Origin of the sequence: Paraburkholderia sp. CI3, from assembly GCF_050436505.1 — a bacterium.
GTDB lineage: Bacteria > Pseudomonadota > Gammaproteobacteria > Burkholderiales > Burkholderiaceae > Paraburkholderia > Paraburkholderia tuberum.
Window position 1 is genome coordinate 236,193 of sequence record NZ_JBNDMI010000003.1, and the last position, 17,034, is coordinate 253,226.

9 protein-coding genes and 1 pseudogene are annotated in these 17,034 nt (G+C 63.1%); 6 read left to right on the forward strand and 4 right to left on the reverse strand.

Going from position 1 to position 17,034, the window contains the following annotated elements:
- Positions 1 to 8 precede the first annotated feature (8 nt).
- From OKW29_RS09955 to OKW29_RS09970, 4 genes are all read left to right on the forward strand, one after another.
- Positions 9 to 1,235, forward strand: a complete 1,227-nt coding sequence (locus OKW29_RS09955; protein WP_429290934.1) for an efflux RND transporter periplasmic adaptor subunit — start codon at positions 9 to 11, stop codon at positions 1,233 to 1,235.
- Positions 1,236 to 1,285: 50 nt separating this feature from the next.
- Complete coding sequence (locus tag OKW29_RS09960; protein ID WP_429292475.1) at positions 1,286 to 2,821, forward strand: efflux transporter outer membrane subunit; 1,536 nt, start codon at positions 1,286 to 1,288, stop codon at positions 2,819 to 2,821.
- A gap of 106 nt (positions 2,822 to 2,927) precedes the next feature.
- Positions 2,928 to 3,614 carry a heavy metal response regulator transcription factor gene (locus OKW29_RS09965; RefSeq protein WP_018424874.1) on the forward strand — a complete coding sequence of 229 codons (687 nt, stop codon included), beginning with the start codon at positions 2,928 to 2,930 and terminating at the stop codon, positions 3,612 to 3,614.
- Entirely contained in the window at positions 3,611 to 5,083 is a 1,473-nt protein-coding gene (locus OKW29_RS09970; protein WP_429290935.1) for a heavy metal sensor histidine kinase, read from the forward strand. Before OKW29_RS09965 ends, OKW29_RS09970 begins: the two co-directional genes overlap by 4 nt.
- Here OKW29_RS09970 and OKW29_RS09975 read toward each other — a convergent pair.
- Both OKW29_RS09975 and dinB read right to left on the reverse strand, forming a co-directional pair.
- Positions 5,050 to 5,837, reverse strand: a pseudogene (locus tag OKW29_RS09975) (Y-family DNA polymerase); the annotation flags it as partial. The gene OKW29_RS09970 and the pseudogene OKW29_RS09975 overlap by 34 nt on opposite strands.
- A 182-nt stretch (positions 5,838 to 6,019) precedes the next feature.
- On the reverse strand, positions 6,020 to 7,165 hold the full coding sequence (gene dinB, locus OKW29_RS09980) for a DNA polymerase IV (protein ID WP_429292476.1): 1,146 nt from the start codon (positions 7,163 to 7,165) through the stop codon (positions 6,020 to 6,022).
- Positions 7,166 to 8,253: 1,088 nt separating this feature from the next.
- On the opposite strand from dinB, the gene OKW29_RS09985 reads away from it, so the two are divergent.
- Both OKW29_RS09985 and OKW29_RS09990 read left to right on the forward strand, forming a co-directional pair.
- Positions 8,254 to 9,066, forward strand: a complete 813-nt coding sequence (locus OKW29_RS09985) for a hypothetical protein (protein WP_429290936.1) — start codon at positions 8,254 to 8,256, stop codon at positions 9,064 to 9,066.
- An 827-nt stretch (positions 9,067 to 9,893) separates the two neighbouring features.
- Entirely contained in the window at positions 9,894 to 10,646 is a 753-nt protein-coding gene (locus OKW29_RS09990; protein ID WP_429290937.1) for a hypothetical protein, read from the forward strand.
- A 298-nt stretch (positions 10,647 to 10,944) separates the two neighbouring features.
- Here OKW29_RS09990 and OKW29_RS09995 read toward each other — a convergent pair whose 3' ends face one another.
- Together OKW29_RS09995 and OKW29_RS10000 are read right to left on the reverse strand one after the other, a co-directional pair.
- Positions 10,945 to 11,259, reverse strand: coding sequence for a tetratricopeptide repeat protein (locus OKW29_RS09995; RefSeq protein WP_429290938.1), 315 nt, complete (start codon positions 11,257 to 11,259; stop codon positions 10,945 to 10,947).
- Entirely contained in the window at positions 11,253 to 15,335 is a 4,083-nt protein-coding gene (locus OKW29_RS10000; protein ID WP_429290939.1) for an autotransporter outer membrane beta-barrel domain-containing protein, read from the reverse strand. The genes OKW29_RS09995 and OKW29_RS10000 overlap by 7 nt, the downstream gene beginning before the upstream one ends.
- Positions 15,336 to 17,034: the final 1,699 nt, after the last annotated feature.

Genomic DNA, 17,034 nt, shown 5'->3' on the forward strand with positions numbered 1-17,034 from the left:
TGACTGAGATGACCGAAAAAACTCATGCATCGCTAGCGATCCCCGCGCGGGAAACCGAAGAAGGAGAGCACCGGCTGCCGCCGCGCCATCGCGAATGGAAGCGCGCGAAGATCGCCGTCGTGATCGTGCTCGTGCTGCTCGTGGCAGGCACACTCCGCACCGTGATCGCGAACGTGCTGCAAAACCGCGAAGTCGCGGCGATCGCGCAGCAGAATGCCACGCAGTACGTGAACGTCGTCACGCCGACCCAGACCGAGGGCGGCGGCGACACGCTGCTGCCGGGCACGCTGCGCGGCTATGTCGAGTCGCCGATCTATGCACGCGCGACCGGCTATCTGCTGCACTGGTACGCCGACATCGGCACCCACGTGAAGCAGGGGCAGCTGCTCGCCGAGCTCGATACGCCGGAAATCGACCAGGAACTCGCGCAGGCTCTGGCACAGCGTCAGCAGATCAATTCGAGCCTCGCGCTCGCGAAGAGCTCGCTGGACCGTTGGCAGCAGTTGCGCCAGCGTGATGCGGTGTCGCAGCAGGAACTCGATGAACGGCAAAGCACCTACACGCAGGATCTCGCGAATCTCGCGGCCGCCGATGCGAACGTCAAGCGTCTGCAGCAGCTCGAATCGTTCAAGCGGATCGTCGCGCCGTTTACCGGCGTGGTCACGCAGCGCAACGTCGACGTCGGCGATCTGATCGACGCGGGCAGCGGCACGAGCCGTGCGTTGTTCGCGCTTGCCCAATCGGACCGGTTGCGCGTCTATGTGCAGTTGCCGCAGGCCTACGCGCAGAACGTCGCGGTCGGGCAGAAGGTCGTGGTCACGCAGGCCGAGCTGCCGGGCCAGCAGTTCAACGGCAAGATCACGCATATATCTGGCGCGATCGACGTACCCACGCGCTCGTTGCAGATCGAAGTGACGCTGCCGAATCCCGAGGACAAGCTGCGCCCCGGCGCGTACGTGCAGGTCGCGGTGCCGGCCGCCGCGCATGCGCGTCTCACGGTGCCCGGCAACGCGCTGCTGTTTCGCGCGGAGGGTCCGCGCCTCGCGGTCGTCGATGCAAAGGGCAACGTGAGCCTGCGCAAGGTCGTGATCGCGGTGGACCTCGGACAGCAGCTCGAAATCGAAAGCGGTATCTCGCCGAGCGATCGCATCATCGTCAACCCGAGCGATTCGATTGCCGATGGCGATCACGTGCAGGTGCAGCCGCTGCAGAAGAACGGCAAGGGGGCGTCGTGACGTTCGCGGCTTCACGCCAGGCGCGTACGCGTGGCACTGTCTTCACCGCGCTGAGCGCGTGCGCCGGCGCGGCGCTGCTCGCCGCGTGCACGGTCGGCCCGGACTATCAGCGGCCGCAGGCCGAGGTGCCGCCCGAATGGCACACCGATTCGTTCTGGCGTGTCGCCGCGCCGTCGCATGCGCCGATCGCGCCGGACTGGTGGACGGGCTTCGCCGACCCCACGCTCGCGACGCTCGAAACCCAGGCACTCGCGCAGAACCAGACGCTCGCCGCCGCGAGCGCGCACTACGAGCAGGCAAAGGCGACGCTCGCGAACACCAGCGCGCAGCGCGTGCCGGAAGTCGATTTCAACGCACAGGCCTCGCGCTTCCGTATTTCGCACGACCGGCCGCTGACGAACTACGCGACGCCGACCGAATCGACGGTGCAGAACAATATCCAGCTCGGGCCGACGATCAGCTACGACACCGATCTGTTCGGCCGCATCCGTCGTCAGGTCGAGGGCGCGCAGGCGTCGGCCGAACAGTCGGCGGACGATCTCGCGAACGCGCGCCTCGTGCTGACGACCGACCTCGCCACCGACTACTTCTCGCTGCGTGAGCTCGACAACGAGATCGACGTGCTGAACCAGTCGGTGAAGCTGCAGCAGAAAGCGCTCGACTACGTGAACACCGAGCACGATCTCGGTTCGGTATCGGGCCTCGACGTGCTGCAGCAGAAATCGCAGCTCGATTCGACGCGCGTGCAGGCGCAACTGCTGCTCAATCAGCGCGCGCAGTTCGAGCATGCGATCGCCGCGCTGGTCGGCGTGCCGGCACCGCAGTTCGCGATCGAGCCGAAGGTGCTCGACATCAAGGCGCCGACCGTACCGCTCGGCGTGCCGAGCGACGTGCTGCAAAGGCGTCCCGACGTCGCCTCGGCGGAACGTGCGATGGCGGCGGCCAACGCGCAGATCGGCGTGGCCAAGGCGGCGTTCTTCCCGAGCCTCACGCTGACGCCGGGCATCGGCTGGGAGAGCACCGAGTTCGCCAATCTGCTGAGCGCGCCGACGCTGATGTGGACGCTCGGCGCGACGGTCGGTCAAGTGATCTTCGACGGCGGCCGGCGCGCGGCCAACGTCCAGTACGCGAGCGCGGGCTACAAGGCGACCGAGGCGAATTATCGGCAGACCGTGCTGAGCGCGTTCCAGCAGGTACAGGACGGCATCACAGGACTGTCGGTGCTCGACGGCGCGGCGAAGCAGTCGCGCGAGGCGGTCGAGGACGCGCAGCGGCTGCTGTCGCTCGCGAACGATCGCTATTCGGGCGGCCTCGTCGCGTATCTGAACGTGATCGACGCGCAGGAGTCGCTGCTGACGAGCGAGCGCACGGACGTGCAGATTCACGGCCAGCAGTTGGCGCTGTCGGTGGCGCTCGTGAAGGCGCTCGGCGGCGGCTGGGAGGGCGGCGCGCAAGGTGGCGCAATGGCCGGGAACGAGGCTACCCCTACGAACGCGACAGCGAACGTCGCCAGTGCTACGGCATCGCCGCAGCAAGCGCCAGCCGGCGGCGCGCAGCAGAAGGAGATGCCGGCTCCTGCACACTGAATCGCCCCGGCAGAGCTTCCATGCCGAGGGAGTGGGATCGGCGCGAGGCATTAGGGGCGTTTCGTATAATGGACAGTTGACCGCCAAACGTGGCATGGGGACGCGGATGAAATTGCTGATCGTTGAAGACGAGCACAAGGTGGTGGACTACCTGCGCTCCGGTTTGACAGAGCAGGGCTGGGTCGTCGATGTCGCGCTCGACGGCGAGGAAGGCATGCATCTGGCCACCGAATTCGATTACGACGTGATCGTCCTCGACGTGATGCTGCCTAAGCGCGACGGCTTCAGCGTGCTGAAGGCGCTGCGCATGCGCAAGTCGACGCCGGTCATCATGCTGACCGCGCGCGATCACGTGAACGACCGCGTGCGCGGCCTGCGCGAAGGCGCGGACGACTACCTGACCAAACCGTTCTCGTTCCTCGAACTGGTCGAGCGTCTGCATGCGCTCGCGCGCCGCACGCGTTCGCAGGAGTCCACGTTGATTTCCGTCGGCGATCTGTTCGTCGATCTGATCGGCCGCCGCGCGACGCGCGACGGCGTACGCCTCGACCTGACCGCCAAAGAGTTTCAACTGCTCAGCGTGCTCGCGCGCCGTCAGGGCGACATTCTGTCGAAGACCGCGATCACCGAACTCGTGTGGGACGTCAACTTCGACAGCCACACGAACGTCGTCGAAACCGCGATCAAGCGGCTGCGCGCGAAGCTCGACGGCCCGTTCCCGTCGAAGCTGCTGCACACGGTGCGCGGCATGGGCTACGTGCTCGAAGTGCGCGAAGAGGCCGAGACATCATGAACCGTTCGATTGCCCGCCGTCTCGCGTCGATGTTCGCGCTGGTCGCGCTGTTCGTGTTTACGCTCGTCGGCACGGGGCTCTTTCTGGTGCTGCGCACGCAGCTCGAACATCATCTGCGCGAGTCGCTCGACGATCGCACGCAGATCTCACGCATCATCGTCTATCACGCGGTGACGCCCGAAAAATGGCGGATGTGCCGCGAAAAACTCACCGACATGACGCCGCACGACGGCAGCACCGTGTACTCGGTGACGAGCGCGGACCCGAGCTATCACTTCGGCACGCCGGTGCAGGGCACCGTCACGAAGAGCTGGCCGGGCGGCTATGCGCGCATCGCGCCGGCGGGCGGCGGCCCCGACATGCTGACCTCGACGGTGACCTTGCCCGCCAACGCCGCGCGCCCGCCGGTGCAGTTGCAGGTCGCGTCGAGCTATTCACCGAACCTGCGCACGATGCGCGTGTTCGGCTCGGCGCTCGCGGCGTTGTCCGCGCTCGGCAGTCTCGCGGTGCTGCTGCTCAGCTACTCGGTCACGCGCATCGGTCTCGCACCGCTCACGCGTCTGACGCGCGACGCATCGGCGGTCAGCCCGAACAACCGCTCGCAGCGGCTTAATACGGCGTCGCTGCCGCCCGAACTGAACGACCTCGCGAACTCGTTCAACGGCGCGCTCGAACGGCTCGACGGCGCCTACGGCCGGCTCGAATCGTTCAACGCGGACGTCGCGCATGAACTGCGCACGCCGGTCACGATCCTGATCGGCCAGACCGAGGTCGCGCTGACCCGCAACCGTTCGGTCGACGATCTGCGCCACACGCTGCAATCGAATCTCGAAGAATTCGAGCGGATGCGCACGATCATCAACGACATGCTGTTCCTCGCGCGCGCCGATCAGGGCGAACGCGCGACGGGGCTCGTCGAGGTGTCGCTCGCGGCGGAACTCGCGCATACGCTCGAGTTTCTGGAGATTCCGCTCGAAGAGGCGCACGTGCATGCGCAGTTGCACGGCGATGCGTTCGCGCGCGTGAACCGGTCGCTATTCGGCCGCGCGTGCACGAACCTGCTGATGAACGCGATCCAGCATTGCGAGCCGGGCGCGTCGATCACCGTGACGATCGCGCGCGGGAAAGGACCGATGCGCGACCAGGTGCGCGTCGCCGTGGCAAATCCTGGCGAGCCGATCGCGCCGGACGTCCTCGAACATCTGTTCGACCGTTTCTATCGCGCGGAAGTCTCGCGCACCAATAGCCGCGAAAACCACGGGCTAGGGCTCGCGATCGTGAAGGCGATCGCGGAGATGCATCGCGGCACCGTGTCCGCGCACAGCGCCAACGGCGTCAACACGTTCTCGTTTTCGGTGGCGGCGTCGGCGCTGTCCACGTCGGGCGACGTGCCGGCCACGCGTGCGAACTCGACCGGCGTCGCCGGCGACAGCGCCTATTCGTCGCTCGCGAAAGGCAAGTCGGCCTGAACCGGCAGGCGCGGCTTCAGCGCCTGTTCGCTGGCCGACGTCAGCGTGCTGATGCGCACGCCCAATAGCCGCAGCTTGCGGTTCAACTCCACCCGTCGCAAACATTCGGTCGCCGCGCGGCGGATTTCGCTCGCGTCGGCGGTCGGTTCGTCGAGCGTCAGGTCGCGCGTGACGGTGTGGAAATCGTCGTAGCGCAGCTTGATGCCGATCGTGCGGCCCACGTAACCCTTGCGCACGAGATCGTCGGCGACACGCACGCACAGCCCCGTAAACGCGCTCGATAACGCCGGTCGATCGTGGCGCGGATGCAGATCGCGCTCGAACGTGGTCTCGCGGCTGATCGACTTCGGCTCCGATTCGACCACCACGGGCCGCTCGTCGTGACCCTGTGCGACCTGCATTAGCCAGGCGGAATAGCTGCGCCCGAAGTTGTCCTGCAACAACCCGGCGTCGGCGGCGGCCAGATCGCCGACCGTCGCGAGGCCGAGTGTGGTCAGCTTCTGCGCGGCCTTCGGGCCGATGCCGTTGACCTTGCGCACCGGCAGCGGCCACACGCGCAGCGGTATATCGGCCGGCGTCAGGATCGTCAGGCCGTCAGGCTTGTCGAGTTCGGAGCCGATCTTCGCGAGCAGCTTGTTCGGCGCGCGACGCAGATCGAACACGTGAGACCGGTGGCCTGATGAACAGCGTCCTTGATGCGCCGGCCGATGTCGGCCGGTTCGCCCGGCAGGTCGGTCAGGTCGATATAGATCTCGTATGGCGAACGTGGGCGGGGTAACTCTGGACGCTCTGGTTGTAACTATCTGATTTGTATAAAACAATCAGTCACGTTTTTCTTAGAAAAAGACATTTGAGAAGCTCAGTGTCGCCCAACCTACCTGTTTTGGTCGGTTTTGGTAAGTTAGGATACATTTGCTCGGTAAGGTGGTACGCGCATTAAAAATCCAACTCGAACTGCGACGACGCCTCGCTCGCCGTCGTTCCCGCACGTTGGAGGCCGCCCGCCTTGACCCCCAGTAGCCTGATGGATTTAACAAGTTCGACCCGTTTCAGGCATTGGGTGGCCGCGTGACGCAGTGCCTTAGCGTCCGCAACAGGTTCTGGGAGAGTGACGTCACGCGTTACTGTCTGAAAGTCGTTGAAGCGAAGTTTGATCCCGATCCTTCGCGCGAGATAGCCTTTACGCTGCAAATCTAGCGCCACCTGCTCGCATAAACGGGTAAATGCGGTACCGAGTTCCTGCTTGTGCCGTACGGCGTGCAGGTCTTGCTCGAATGTAGTCTCTCGGCTCATCGAGACAGGCTCGCTATGAGTCACCACTGGCCTGTCGTCGAGCCCATGGGAAACTTGGCGAAGCCATGACCCATAGCTCCGTCCGAACTGTTCGATCAGCCATTGCTCGCCGCATGCGGCAATTTCACCGATCGTCGTTATCCCGAGAGACGTCAGCTTGGCGTTGGCCTTCGGCCCAATACCGTTGATTTTTCCGGCAGCCATCGGCCAGATCCTTGCTTGCAAATCTTCAAGCCGCAAAATTGTGATTCCGTCTGGCTTTTCCATGTCGGAACACAATTTTGCCAAGAGCTTATTTGGCGCAATTCCAACCGAACAGGTCAGATTGGTCGCCTCGACGACCGCGGATTTCAGGTTCCGCGCAATTTGCTCCGATTCGTCATTCAAGAACGATAGATCGGCATAGACCTCATCTATTCCCACGTCCTCGATTGTAGGACTTATGGATCGAACTGCTTCCTTGAACAGTCGTGAGTATGTTCGGTACAGGTCAAAGTTCACCGGAAGGAGAATGGCATTCGGCGCCAGTCGGGCCGCCTTCATCGCCGGCATCCCAGAGTGAACTCCGAGCGCTCGTGCTTCGTAGGTTGCAGTCGTCAATACACCTCTGCCCGTATAGTCGCGTAACCGCGAGAATTCACGCGTGCCGTCCGCGTTCGTTCGGGGCGCATCCGAACGACGGCCCGCGACCACCATGGCTTGGCCTCGCAGTTCTGGATACTGCGAAAGTTCACAAGACGCAAAGAATGCATCCATGTCAATGTGGGCTATGCGCCTATGATCTGGCATGCCTTGATACTCAAAATAGCGTTCAGTGTCTAGCTGGGCCAACGCGGCGCTCCGCAGAGCCCCGGATGATGAACATCGAAACATTGAGAAATCGCGTTCTCCCCGTCAAATGCCTAAACTGTACATCCATACAGTATTTTTGTCAGGTGGCGGCACCGTTTTTGTAATATAAATGGGGAGCTCCGGCGAGGGCTGGGCTGCTTCCTCATGTCTATTCGGGTGGGCGACGGAGGAGACAAAGTCCGACCCGGTTGCAAAGGAGGTGTGCTACTTCCATCGATGAAACGTTGAAGCGGATCGTCACATGCAGTCGCGTATCGACGCACCCTACGTTTCGGCGCTTGAGGCGGATGGCAAGACTCTCCGTCGTCGACGGGTTTCATGTGCAGGCCCGATTGCTTTTCTCTCGGGGCCCCGCGCCCAAGCCCCAACTCGAACTGCGCTGAGGAACCGAAAGAATGATAGCGAGCATCGCGTCGCCGGCAAAGATCGGCCCATCTTCAGCCGATCAACTTCGGCCTATGAGAAACAGTTCAACGACCGCTCCCAGGCCGTTATCGGACGTCGCTCCGGCTCCCGCCGCTTGCTGGTTTGCCTTGTGGTCAAGAGGGGATGTCTGCATTCGCGTGAGTTTTTCGCGAGCCGCCGAGGCGACGGCGTCGTCATCGATCGAGACATGCCGGCCACGTGCTGACTGCAGGCACGTCTGGGCGAACACGCGGCGTCGTGCGGCGCGATTCGACGTCCGATCGGCCTACGGTCGCCGCCGCGATGATGCCCGGTCTGGCATGGCTTTCGTACAGTAGCCTGCGCTACAGCCGGCACGAAGCTGCTTGAGTTGACCGGCCATTCGCGGTTGATCGCAGCAGCGGTGTTCGCGTACGTTGCGTTCGACTGTCTTTGCTTCGCCGAGCCGCGTTGATCGCCGCTCGCGCTCGCTCTGCTGGTGAACATCGGACGCCGAACGTCACGCAGCCGACAAGATCCGCTCGGCACAGGAATAAAACGCGCGCACCGGTTGTTCTGCTGTTTGAGACGCTCACCCCGCTTTTGATCAGCCACGCATTCAGCCGAAGGGAAGTTACACAATGGGAATGGACTTCAGTGCGCTAAACCAATATGCACGCCGCGAGTACAAGTTTGCTCAGAGCGACTCTTTTCAGAAGATCAATCGAGACGTAATGGGCAGCAACTATTCGGAAGGTCTGGCCCATGGTGTTTGTATGGGCGCCGTGCTGAACTGGGTCAAGGAAAAAATGACCACCTCCAACGGCATTCTGAACAAGGACGGTCCGTTGCTGAACCCGACGACGAAGCGGTTCGCCAATCCGTTGAATCCAGTCAGCCGCATGAGCCAAGGCATTTCGCCGCCGGCGGGTTCCCCGCTCGCAAGTTTGATCGACAAGGGTAAAAGCGGTCCGCGCAACGCAGATACCATGCTGGCTGCCGCGATGACGCAAAACGCTTACAGCGGTAGACCGGTGAGCACGGTCGCCCGCGAACTGGGTCTCGTAGAAGCAGACTTGGAAGACGACATTCATATCGCACAGGAACCGGCGCCCGGCGGCGGTGTCAACCGACTTGACGACAAGACCATTGCGGAAGCTGGGGAAAACCTCCGCAAAGGCAGGGCGGTCATCATCGAGGTCGAATGCACACAAGGCAAGCATGCGATCGCGTTCTATCGTAGCCGCGGTGGGTCGTTGTATTTCTTCGATCCCAACGCCGGAGTCTACGCGCTTGACACGTCGTATAAGGAGTATGGCGATGGCTTCGTGGTCGATGCCACGCTGCTCGCGTTCGTCAAGTCCTGGCTCGATGCCTACGTAAAGCAGAGAAATTTCGAATTCACGACACCGCATCGAAATTTTTATCACGTGTTCAAGCGGAGCACCGCTTGATGGCTAGCAGCTCGCGACGTCGCGAAGGCTCAGCCATGCACGGCGTCGTCGTAGTCATTCGGGCACGCGTGTTCGGCGAGGGTGGTCAGTGCCGGCGCCGGATCGCCGCGACGCAAGCCGCCGCAAAAATCACCTCACGGCCGCACGCGTTGCGGCACCCCGACGTGTGTCGACCGCAATTCGGGACTCGACGCCGCCGCGTGCGCATCGAAGCGCCCACGCACGCGGTGCAGGCAGCTCACGGGTTACCACCGGTTCGACGGCCGTCCGCGGCCAATGCTGCCGGCCAACTTCGGGCGATGCCTCCGCTGCGCACGGTCGCAACAGGGTTTTGCCGGCGGACCAAGACCGTCGAGCCACAATGCGCGGTGACGCAGGAAGCCGTGGCCGTTGTTCCCTCGGAATGAGCCATTCAACAAGGAAAAGTGGAGTGGCTCAAACGGGTCGCAAGTACTCGTTCGCTTTCCGTGGGACGAGTCATTCGCGACCACCGATCCGTGCATGACAGGAAAGCGCCCCATACCCGTCTGACCAGCACCGATGCTCGAATGACGGCTCTGGCCGAATTCCAGTCTCGCAATGCGAGTCAACGAACGTTCGTTGTACCTTGGAAGCCGCCCTATATGTCGCGCTGGGTCGACGGGCCGCTGCGGGTCGACCTTCGCCTGTCGGCGAGCCGACGAGCCACCGTTCAGCAGTTGATAACACCGGCGAATGTGATTGACGTGTAGAACGGTCTCCAGGCATGGGGCGCTAAAATTGTACGTCGCATTGGTCCGTTCCGTGGAACCGATTGCCCCATCCCGATCTATCAACGGCAGGCAATCATGAACACTCACTACGCGTGTTTCGTTCGTCCGGCGCTGGCTGCAATTTGCGTGGCTTCCCTCGCAACGCTCGCCGCTTGCGGCGGAAACGCCTGTATCGGCCTCGACAGTTGCGGTGGCGGAAACGTGACGCCAACCGTCGCTATATCCGGCACGGCCGCCACCGGTAGTGCGGTCGCCAGCGCGACGGTCAGCTTCAGTTGTGTGCAGGGCTCGGGCTCCACCCTGTCCGACGGCGGTGGACACTACGCGATTACGTTCAATGCCACGCCTCCCTGCATCCTCACCGTGACCTCTGGTGGCATTGGCCTGCATTCGGTGGCATTTGCCGGCGGCACCTTCAATACGACGCCAGAGACCGAACTGATGTTTGTCTACATCGCTTCGCAACTCGGCACGAGCGAGAGCGGTCTGATAGCGCGCTTCCCGACCAACTCACAGTTCCAGGAGGTGCTGGCAAACCAGGCCGACGTGCAGGCTGCGCAATCGGCAGTCGTCACGAATCTACAGCAGCGCTATGCGGTCACGCTGACGGCACCGGCGTTTCTAACGACATCCTTTACCGTTGGCCAAATAGGTGTCGACAGCGACCTGGGCGCGCTAGCGGCAGCAGGGGCTCTCGACGCCAATGGCATGCCCGATCAGGCCGCCGTCTCGCTGCTGTCCGCGGCGGGTCTCGCCCATCCGCTTACAGCGACGTCCGCACCTTCTTCCGGCACTGGCAGTACTGGCAGCAACGGCGGAATGATGTGACGTGCGGCGAGCCCGGGGCCATCGAGTCAGCCCCGGCGCCACAAGAGGTTGCGCTCGTCTACCTGGAAGAACATTACCCATCTTCCTGCTGCGCAGCGTGGGCAGTGAGCATCGTGGACTGGAGTCGGCCATCTGCGGCCGATCCGTCACCGGCTCCTAACGTCACTCCTACGACCTTTGAATATCCGTTTGCGGACGCTCGTCAGCGCTCGCAGCCACGGCCATCAGCGGTAGCAGCGGCGAGCGCAAGGTGGCATGTTCGGAGATGCCGCACGTGTTACCACCGGCGAAGCGATTTTCAGATTCGCGAGATCCGTTCCTCTAATTTCATCGTGTCGTCGAGTCGGTCAAGTCTTCGGTAGCAGACGGCGAAGGTTCTCAAGCTAGACTTCAGGCTGCCGTGATCGACCCGGCCATGCGTGTCGCCCTGTTCCGCTTCCGTGACCGCGCGCTCGAACCACGGCCGCGCCTCGTCGTACTTGCCGACGCTCGACAGGCAGGAGCCGACAAAGTGCAGGCTCGTGCTCAGGCTCTCGTGATCGACGCGGCCATGCGCGTCGCCCTGTTCCTTTTCCGTGCCCGTTGTGAGAATTGGCGAAGAATGCGTTACCACAAGTAGCGCAGCCCAATGTCGCCCCAGACCCCCTTGCGGCTGCCGGTCGCCGAACTGTTGATCGAGAACTGATAGCCGAACTGGCCGTACAGGCTCATGCGTGCGTCGAGCTTTGCGGTCACGCCGGCAGCAAAGTCCATGCGCGTGAATTGCTGCGCGAGTGGTACCTGCTCCACGCCAGAGTAAGTCGTCGTTGCTTGCGCGCCCCAATCCCGCCAGATGTTGGCGCGAAGGTACGGCTGCCACACTTCCCCATTCGCGCGCTCGATGCTCCACTGCCCACGCACCCCGAGCCGCCCAGTCACGCCTGACGTCGAACCAGGATCGACCGAACCCAGCCCGTCATTGTTCTCACTCAACCCGATATGCTGCCAGATGACCTGCGCCTGAGGCTCGAGCACGAAGCCTGGTCCAAGCGGCAGGTGAAACGGATAGCCCACTTCCAGCGAAGTGGCAAACCCTGAACCGGAGATGGGCAACCGTGCAAACTGTGTCGTCGCGTCGCCGTCGTAGTGGGTGCCCTGCAGGATCGCGTCGATATACCACCCGCCGGGGCCATAGTGAGTCCAGTACGCGCCGCCCGAATACGCGTTGAGGTTGACCGAGCCGGTGTGACTCAGCACATAGGCCGTCGCGTCCGCATTGGTGATGAGACCGTCCACGTCGACGTTGCTGTTGCCGTACGCGAAATAGACGCCGGTTGCATCGTGATGGCCGGGCAGAAAGCTGCCGCGCCAGAGATCGACGCCGGCCTGTACGCCGACCATCCGGCCATTGGCACGCGAATCGGTGTAGGTCTCGTAGTGATTGTCGATCTGCTGTCCGAACACCCGCACCCAGGCCGAGTTGGCTATGCCTGCGCTGCTGGTGCCGCCCCCGGTATCGGTGAGCGTATCGCCGATGCGCTCGTGCATCGTGCCGAGCATGGTGAGGCCCAGTTGTCTCGCGAGCGGCTGCACCACCGAGTAGGTGGCAATTTCCGGCCCGATAATCGGGTATTCGCCCGGGGGCAGTTCGGCCGGAGGCGGATCTAAGGGCAGGACGTCACCATTGGGGATGCCTGGCTCCTCCGATGGCGGGACTTCGCCGGGGGGGAGGTCCGGCTCCTCCGACGGCCCGACCTGGAAATCCGAGCGCAGGAACCAGTCATCGGGGTTGCTGCCGTTGTGTCCGCCCCGGAACAGGTCGTAAGTAAATGCCCCGCCGCGCACCTCGCCAGCTAGCCCGAAGGCCCCGGCCGCGGTGGTTCCCCCATCGATCGCTTCCACCACCGGAATGCCGTTCGCGACGGTCAGCGCACCGGCGCCGCCGGCGTTGGTGACATGCACCAGTGTATTGCCGGTCGCGGTGCCACCTATGATCACCAGCTTGTCCGACGGAGAATTATCGCCCGCGAGCACCGTATTGATGTTCATCCTGCCGCCAGCCCCGGCATAGTTGCCATTCGACACTGACAGTACGTTGCCGACGATCGGATCCGAAGCCAGGTTGACCGTTCCTCGATTGAGCAGGTTGCCGATGACGGTGAAGGTGCCCGCCGGTGACGTGCCAAACCCTGGCGTGCCGTTGCCGGCCGCTACCATACCGTCATTGGTCACCGCCCCGGTGACAGTACCGAAACCGCCCAGCGTGGCGCCCGATTCCACCACGACCGGCCCGCCCCCCGACAGCGCCGCAGACGGATGTGCGGGGTCGCCGACGACGAGCGTGCCGGCGTTGACCGTGGTGCCACCTGCGTAGGGATTGCTGTTGGTCAGGATTGTCGTGCCGGAGCCGATCTGCGCGAGGTCACCGGTGCCCGAAATCTTGCCGGCAAAGGTGACCGTATCGCTGCGGTTGAAGGCCAATGTGCCGTTGTCGGTGACGTTGCCCACGATGCCACCACTGGTGCCCCCGTTACCGAGTTGCAGCGTACCGGCGCTGATCGTGGTGCCGCCGGTGTAAGTGTTGCCGCCTGTGAGCACTATCGTGCCGCCATCCACGCCGTCCTGCGTGAGGTTTCCGCTGCCAGTGATCGCTCCTGGAACAAGCACCGTATCGCTGCGATGGAAGACCAGCGCACCATTGTCGAGAATCGCGCCGCTGCCGACGCTGCCGGTCGAGCCACCATCGCCAACCTGTAGCGTGCCGGCGGAGATCGTCGTGCCGCCGGAGTAGCTGTTGTCCGCAGCCAGCACCAACGTACCTGGGGCCTGCATCGCAAGCGTGCCAGCCGAGGTGCCGTCGGAGATGGTGCCTGACAGCGTCTGCACTGTGCCCGAGGGTGGCGTGAAGTTGCCAGTGCCGGTGATAGCAATGTTGTTGGCGACCGTGAAGTTGCCGTTGGTGAAGGACAGCGTCGTCCCGTTGGCCATCCTTAAGGTGGACTGAGATGCATTGCCGAGCGCCGAGTCGTTGCCGACGCTGATCGTACCTTCGCCAAGAAGCGTATCGCCAACATAGGTGTTGCTGCCGGTCAAAACCAGTGTGCCGAGGCCGAGCTTGGTTAGCTGGCCGCCATTCTCGAGGTTCTGGGAGACCGTGAATACATTGGCACCGTCTGCGACGTCGAACCCGCCACCGTTCGCGGCCCAGGTAATCCCTCGCGTAGGCTCGATCGCTATGTAGCCTGTGCCTGTAACCTGGAGGATGCCGCCGTTGAAAGTCAGTCCGCTGTTCGCTGGGGTGCCGAGACTAACGCCGCTTGCGACCGACAGCTCACCGCCGAGCAATGTCCACGGTGTACCAGCCTGCACAGGCGTGCCGGTAAGCGTCCAGACGCTGGAGCCAGTTTTCACGAACTCGGTGAAGCCCTGGTACTGCGCAGGGGCGCCAACGCTCGACGCACTGAAGCTTCCATTGTTGCTGCCGCCAAGCGCCAGCGTGCCTGATGCGCCCGATTGGACGACCACATTTCCGCCGATAACGAAGCCCTGACGTAGCTCCAGATAATTGGCGCCACCGGTGAAGGTGATGGCATTGACCTGCGACGGGCTGACACCGCCCGGCACGTTCCCTCCGGTGAACCCGCCAATAATATTCCCGCTGTTATAGATCGTCAGATTGTCGCCGACGATCCCAACCCCACCGCTGCTCGTCGCGCTGCTGCCGGCACGTAACGTGGCGCCGCCGTTGCCGCCTTGAATCGTGCCGCCGCTGTTGTTGGTGATGGTGAGACTGGAGCCGCTGATGCCAGCGCCGCCATTGCCGCCAATGGTGATAGCGCCTGGCGTCGGCAGGGATGCGTCGCCGCCATTGCCGCCGCGAATCGTGCCGCTGTTCTCGATGCTGAAGGTATTGATCGGGGTGGCGTTCACCGCGGTTGCCCTGATGCCGGCGCTGCCGTTACCGCCCTCCGTAAAATTTCCGTTTCCGCTGTTTCCGCCGCGGCCTCCCTGGATCGTGCCGGTATTGGTTAGCCCGACCCCGGTGGCGTTGAGATTGACGAAAACGCCAAAACCGCCGTCGCCGCCTTCGCCAGCCGATCCCTGAATGCTGCCGCTTCCGGTCACCCCGCCGTTTCCGCCGGTCCCGCCGGCTCCGCCGTTGATCTGCCCGTTGTTGGTGAGACTGACTCCGCTGTTGATCACGAGGCCATAACCGCCAGCGCCGGCGCCGCCGCCGCCGATCGACGCTGCCCCGCTCGGCACGCCACCATTGCCACCATTACCGCCGTTTCCACCGGCGATCACGCCGCCTGCGGGGTTCTCCAGTGACGACGGCAGGACCCCATGGGCGCCGGCGCCACCGCCGCCGCCACCGCCACCACTGTTGGGGCCGCCGTTGTTGCCGTTGGCACCCTGGCTTCCGCCGCTGCCACCGGCAGTTCCGCCACCAGCGCCACCAGTGCCACCGGCGGTTCCGGCGCCGGCGCCGCCTCCGCCTCCGGACCCGCCGCTCGTGGTCGCAGCACCAGAGCCGTTCGTGCCTGCTCCAAGCGGATTGCTGGCACCGCCGGTGCTTGGCGTATTACCCGTCGTGGCACCCCCGCCATAGCCACCGCAGCCGTCGATCTCATCCGCAACAAAGGCGCCGGTTGAGTCAATGCAGGGAGGCTGCGCCATCGCGCGTTCCGACGGTTGCAGGGCGGCGAGCACGGCGAGGTTCAGCAGAATGAGCGCGGATGCGTGAAGCCTCCGGCCTGGAGCGACCGGCCTGCCACGGCGCGGCGGGCCAGGTCGGCTAGCCAGATCGCAGGAGGGCGCGCAATGGGGGGCTTCCAGCGCAAGCCATGTAGCGAGAGGCAGCGCAGCCAGTCCCGGCAACTGGCCGGGTTGCCTTATCGCGACATTCAGGAACGATGTTATTGGCAATAGGACTGGAATATCTGACGAAGCGCCTGTGCACCGGATTCGCCTGCTCGGTACGAACGGCATTCTTTTCAGTTGCCTATGCTTCACCATTTCCCCCTTAGACCAGGTCGACTTCTGTCGAAACGGGAATGCGCGGGACGTCGGCGATATGCCACCGACAGTTCGAAAAGCTGGCGAAAAAATCACTCAACAAATATAGACACTTTCAACGGGGAGCGGGGCGCGAATATGTGATTGCGACGTGAGACCCATCGTGAAACTATCGGGACGCAAATTCTCGCTGGTCCCAAGGTTAGCGAACATTAAAATGCCTTCCGCTATAGAGGGATCGGCAAGACGCACCGAGCAGGCTGCGATGAATCAGCGACACGCTTGCAGGTGTGCCTGCCATGTTTCCAGGAACTGCAGCCCGTGAACGGCTTTAACGTCATACCGTCGCGCCTGCCACATAGCCGTGAATGTCGGCTACCCTGACCGGAGCGGGCGTTTGAGTGTCTGGGGGACACGCCGGCGAATGGCAGAAGGTGGCCGAGAGCACCAGTTCAATGAAGGTCCTGTAGAGCGACCGTTGAAAATCGTCGACGGCCGCTTTCGGGCGGCTTCTGTGGATGAGTACTGTCGGCCAGCTACGGACGTTGGTCGGCACCTTCGCGCGGACGTTCCGACGTCTGCTACCCCGCAGTACCCGCCGCTCGGGCAGGCAGGCTCCGTCTTGTTGTACTGCGATATGTTGGTTCGACGCCCGGCCCGCTTCATCGTCTCGATGATATACACGAGTATAAGAGCCCGACGCTCACGTACGACTGCGGCAACCGTTCGTAGAATGGCCGTCTTGGGACCATCCGCATATCATGGTTCCATGGACGGTGCGATTGTTATGCAGGAGGCGAGGATCGAATCGGCAGGGCTTAGTTTGGACACTTGTGAACAGTTGTAGGACATCACCCGGCCAACGCGTTGACACAATGAGTCTCCTCAGGTTCCTACCTTCCCACCCCTGGGAAAAACGGAACCTCCTTCGAAGCCGGCTTCCGCCGGCTTTTTTTTACCGAGCGGTCAGCGAGCGGCGGAAAGCGCCTGCCACCGGTAGACAGGCGCAGACCCCGGCCAAGTACGGCGCGTCGACCTCGACCTCGGGCCGAGGTTTCAACGTCGGCTGAGGTACAAGCCCTCGATTTGTTGCACATCGACGACGGCCAGAGCAGGTACTTGCCGGCCAGGCATGCCCAATGAAGTTCAGGCTGCGGGGCATAAGGAGAGGAAGACGATGAAAAAGATTGGATACCCCCGCTTCACCGCCATCGAGCTGTGGGTCCTCGCCGTCTCCATCGTCATCGCAGTCGGAGTACAGCTATGAGTGTAGCGCCCACGCCAGTGCATCGCTCGTGCCTCCCTCCGAACGACTTTTTCCGACTGTCTGCTCCGCAGCTAAAGCTCCCGTTGAGATACCGTCGGTCGAGGGGCAGAAGTGGGTCGCTTACGG

Bases quoted from the DNA above. Each gene is read 5' to 3' on its own strand.
- OKW29_RS09955 (WP_429290934.1), top strand. From the start codon at position 9: ATGACCGAAAAAACTCATGCATCGCTAGCGATCCCCGCGCGGGAAACC.
- OKW29_RS09965 (WP_018424874.1), top strand. From the start codon at position 2,928: ATGAAATTGCTGATCGTTGAAGACGAGCACAAGGTGGTGGACTACCTG.
- OKW29_RS09970 (WP_429290935.1), top strand. From the start codon at position 3,611: ATGAACCGTTCGATTGCCCGCCGTCTCGCGTCGATGTTCGCGCTGGTC.
- dinB (WP_429292476.1), bottom strand. From the start codon at position 7,165: ATGCCAGATCATAGGCGCATAGCCCACATTGACATGGATGCATTCTTT.
- OKW29_RS09985 (WP_429290936.1), top strand. From the start codon at position 8,254: ATGGGAATGGACTTCAGTGCGCTAAACCAATATGCACGCCGCGAGTAC.
- OKW29_RS09990 (WP_429290937.1), top strand. From the start codon at position 9,894: ATGAACACTCACTACGCGTGTTTCGTTCGTCCGGCGCTGGCTGCAATT.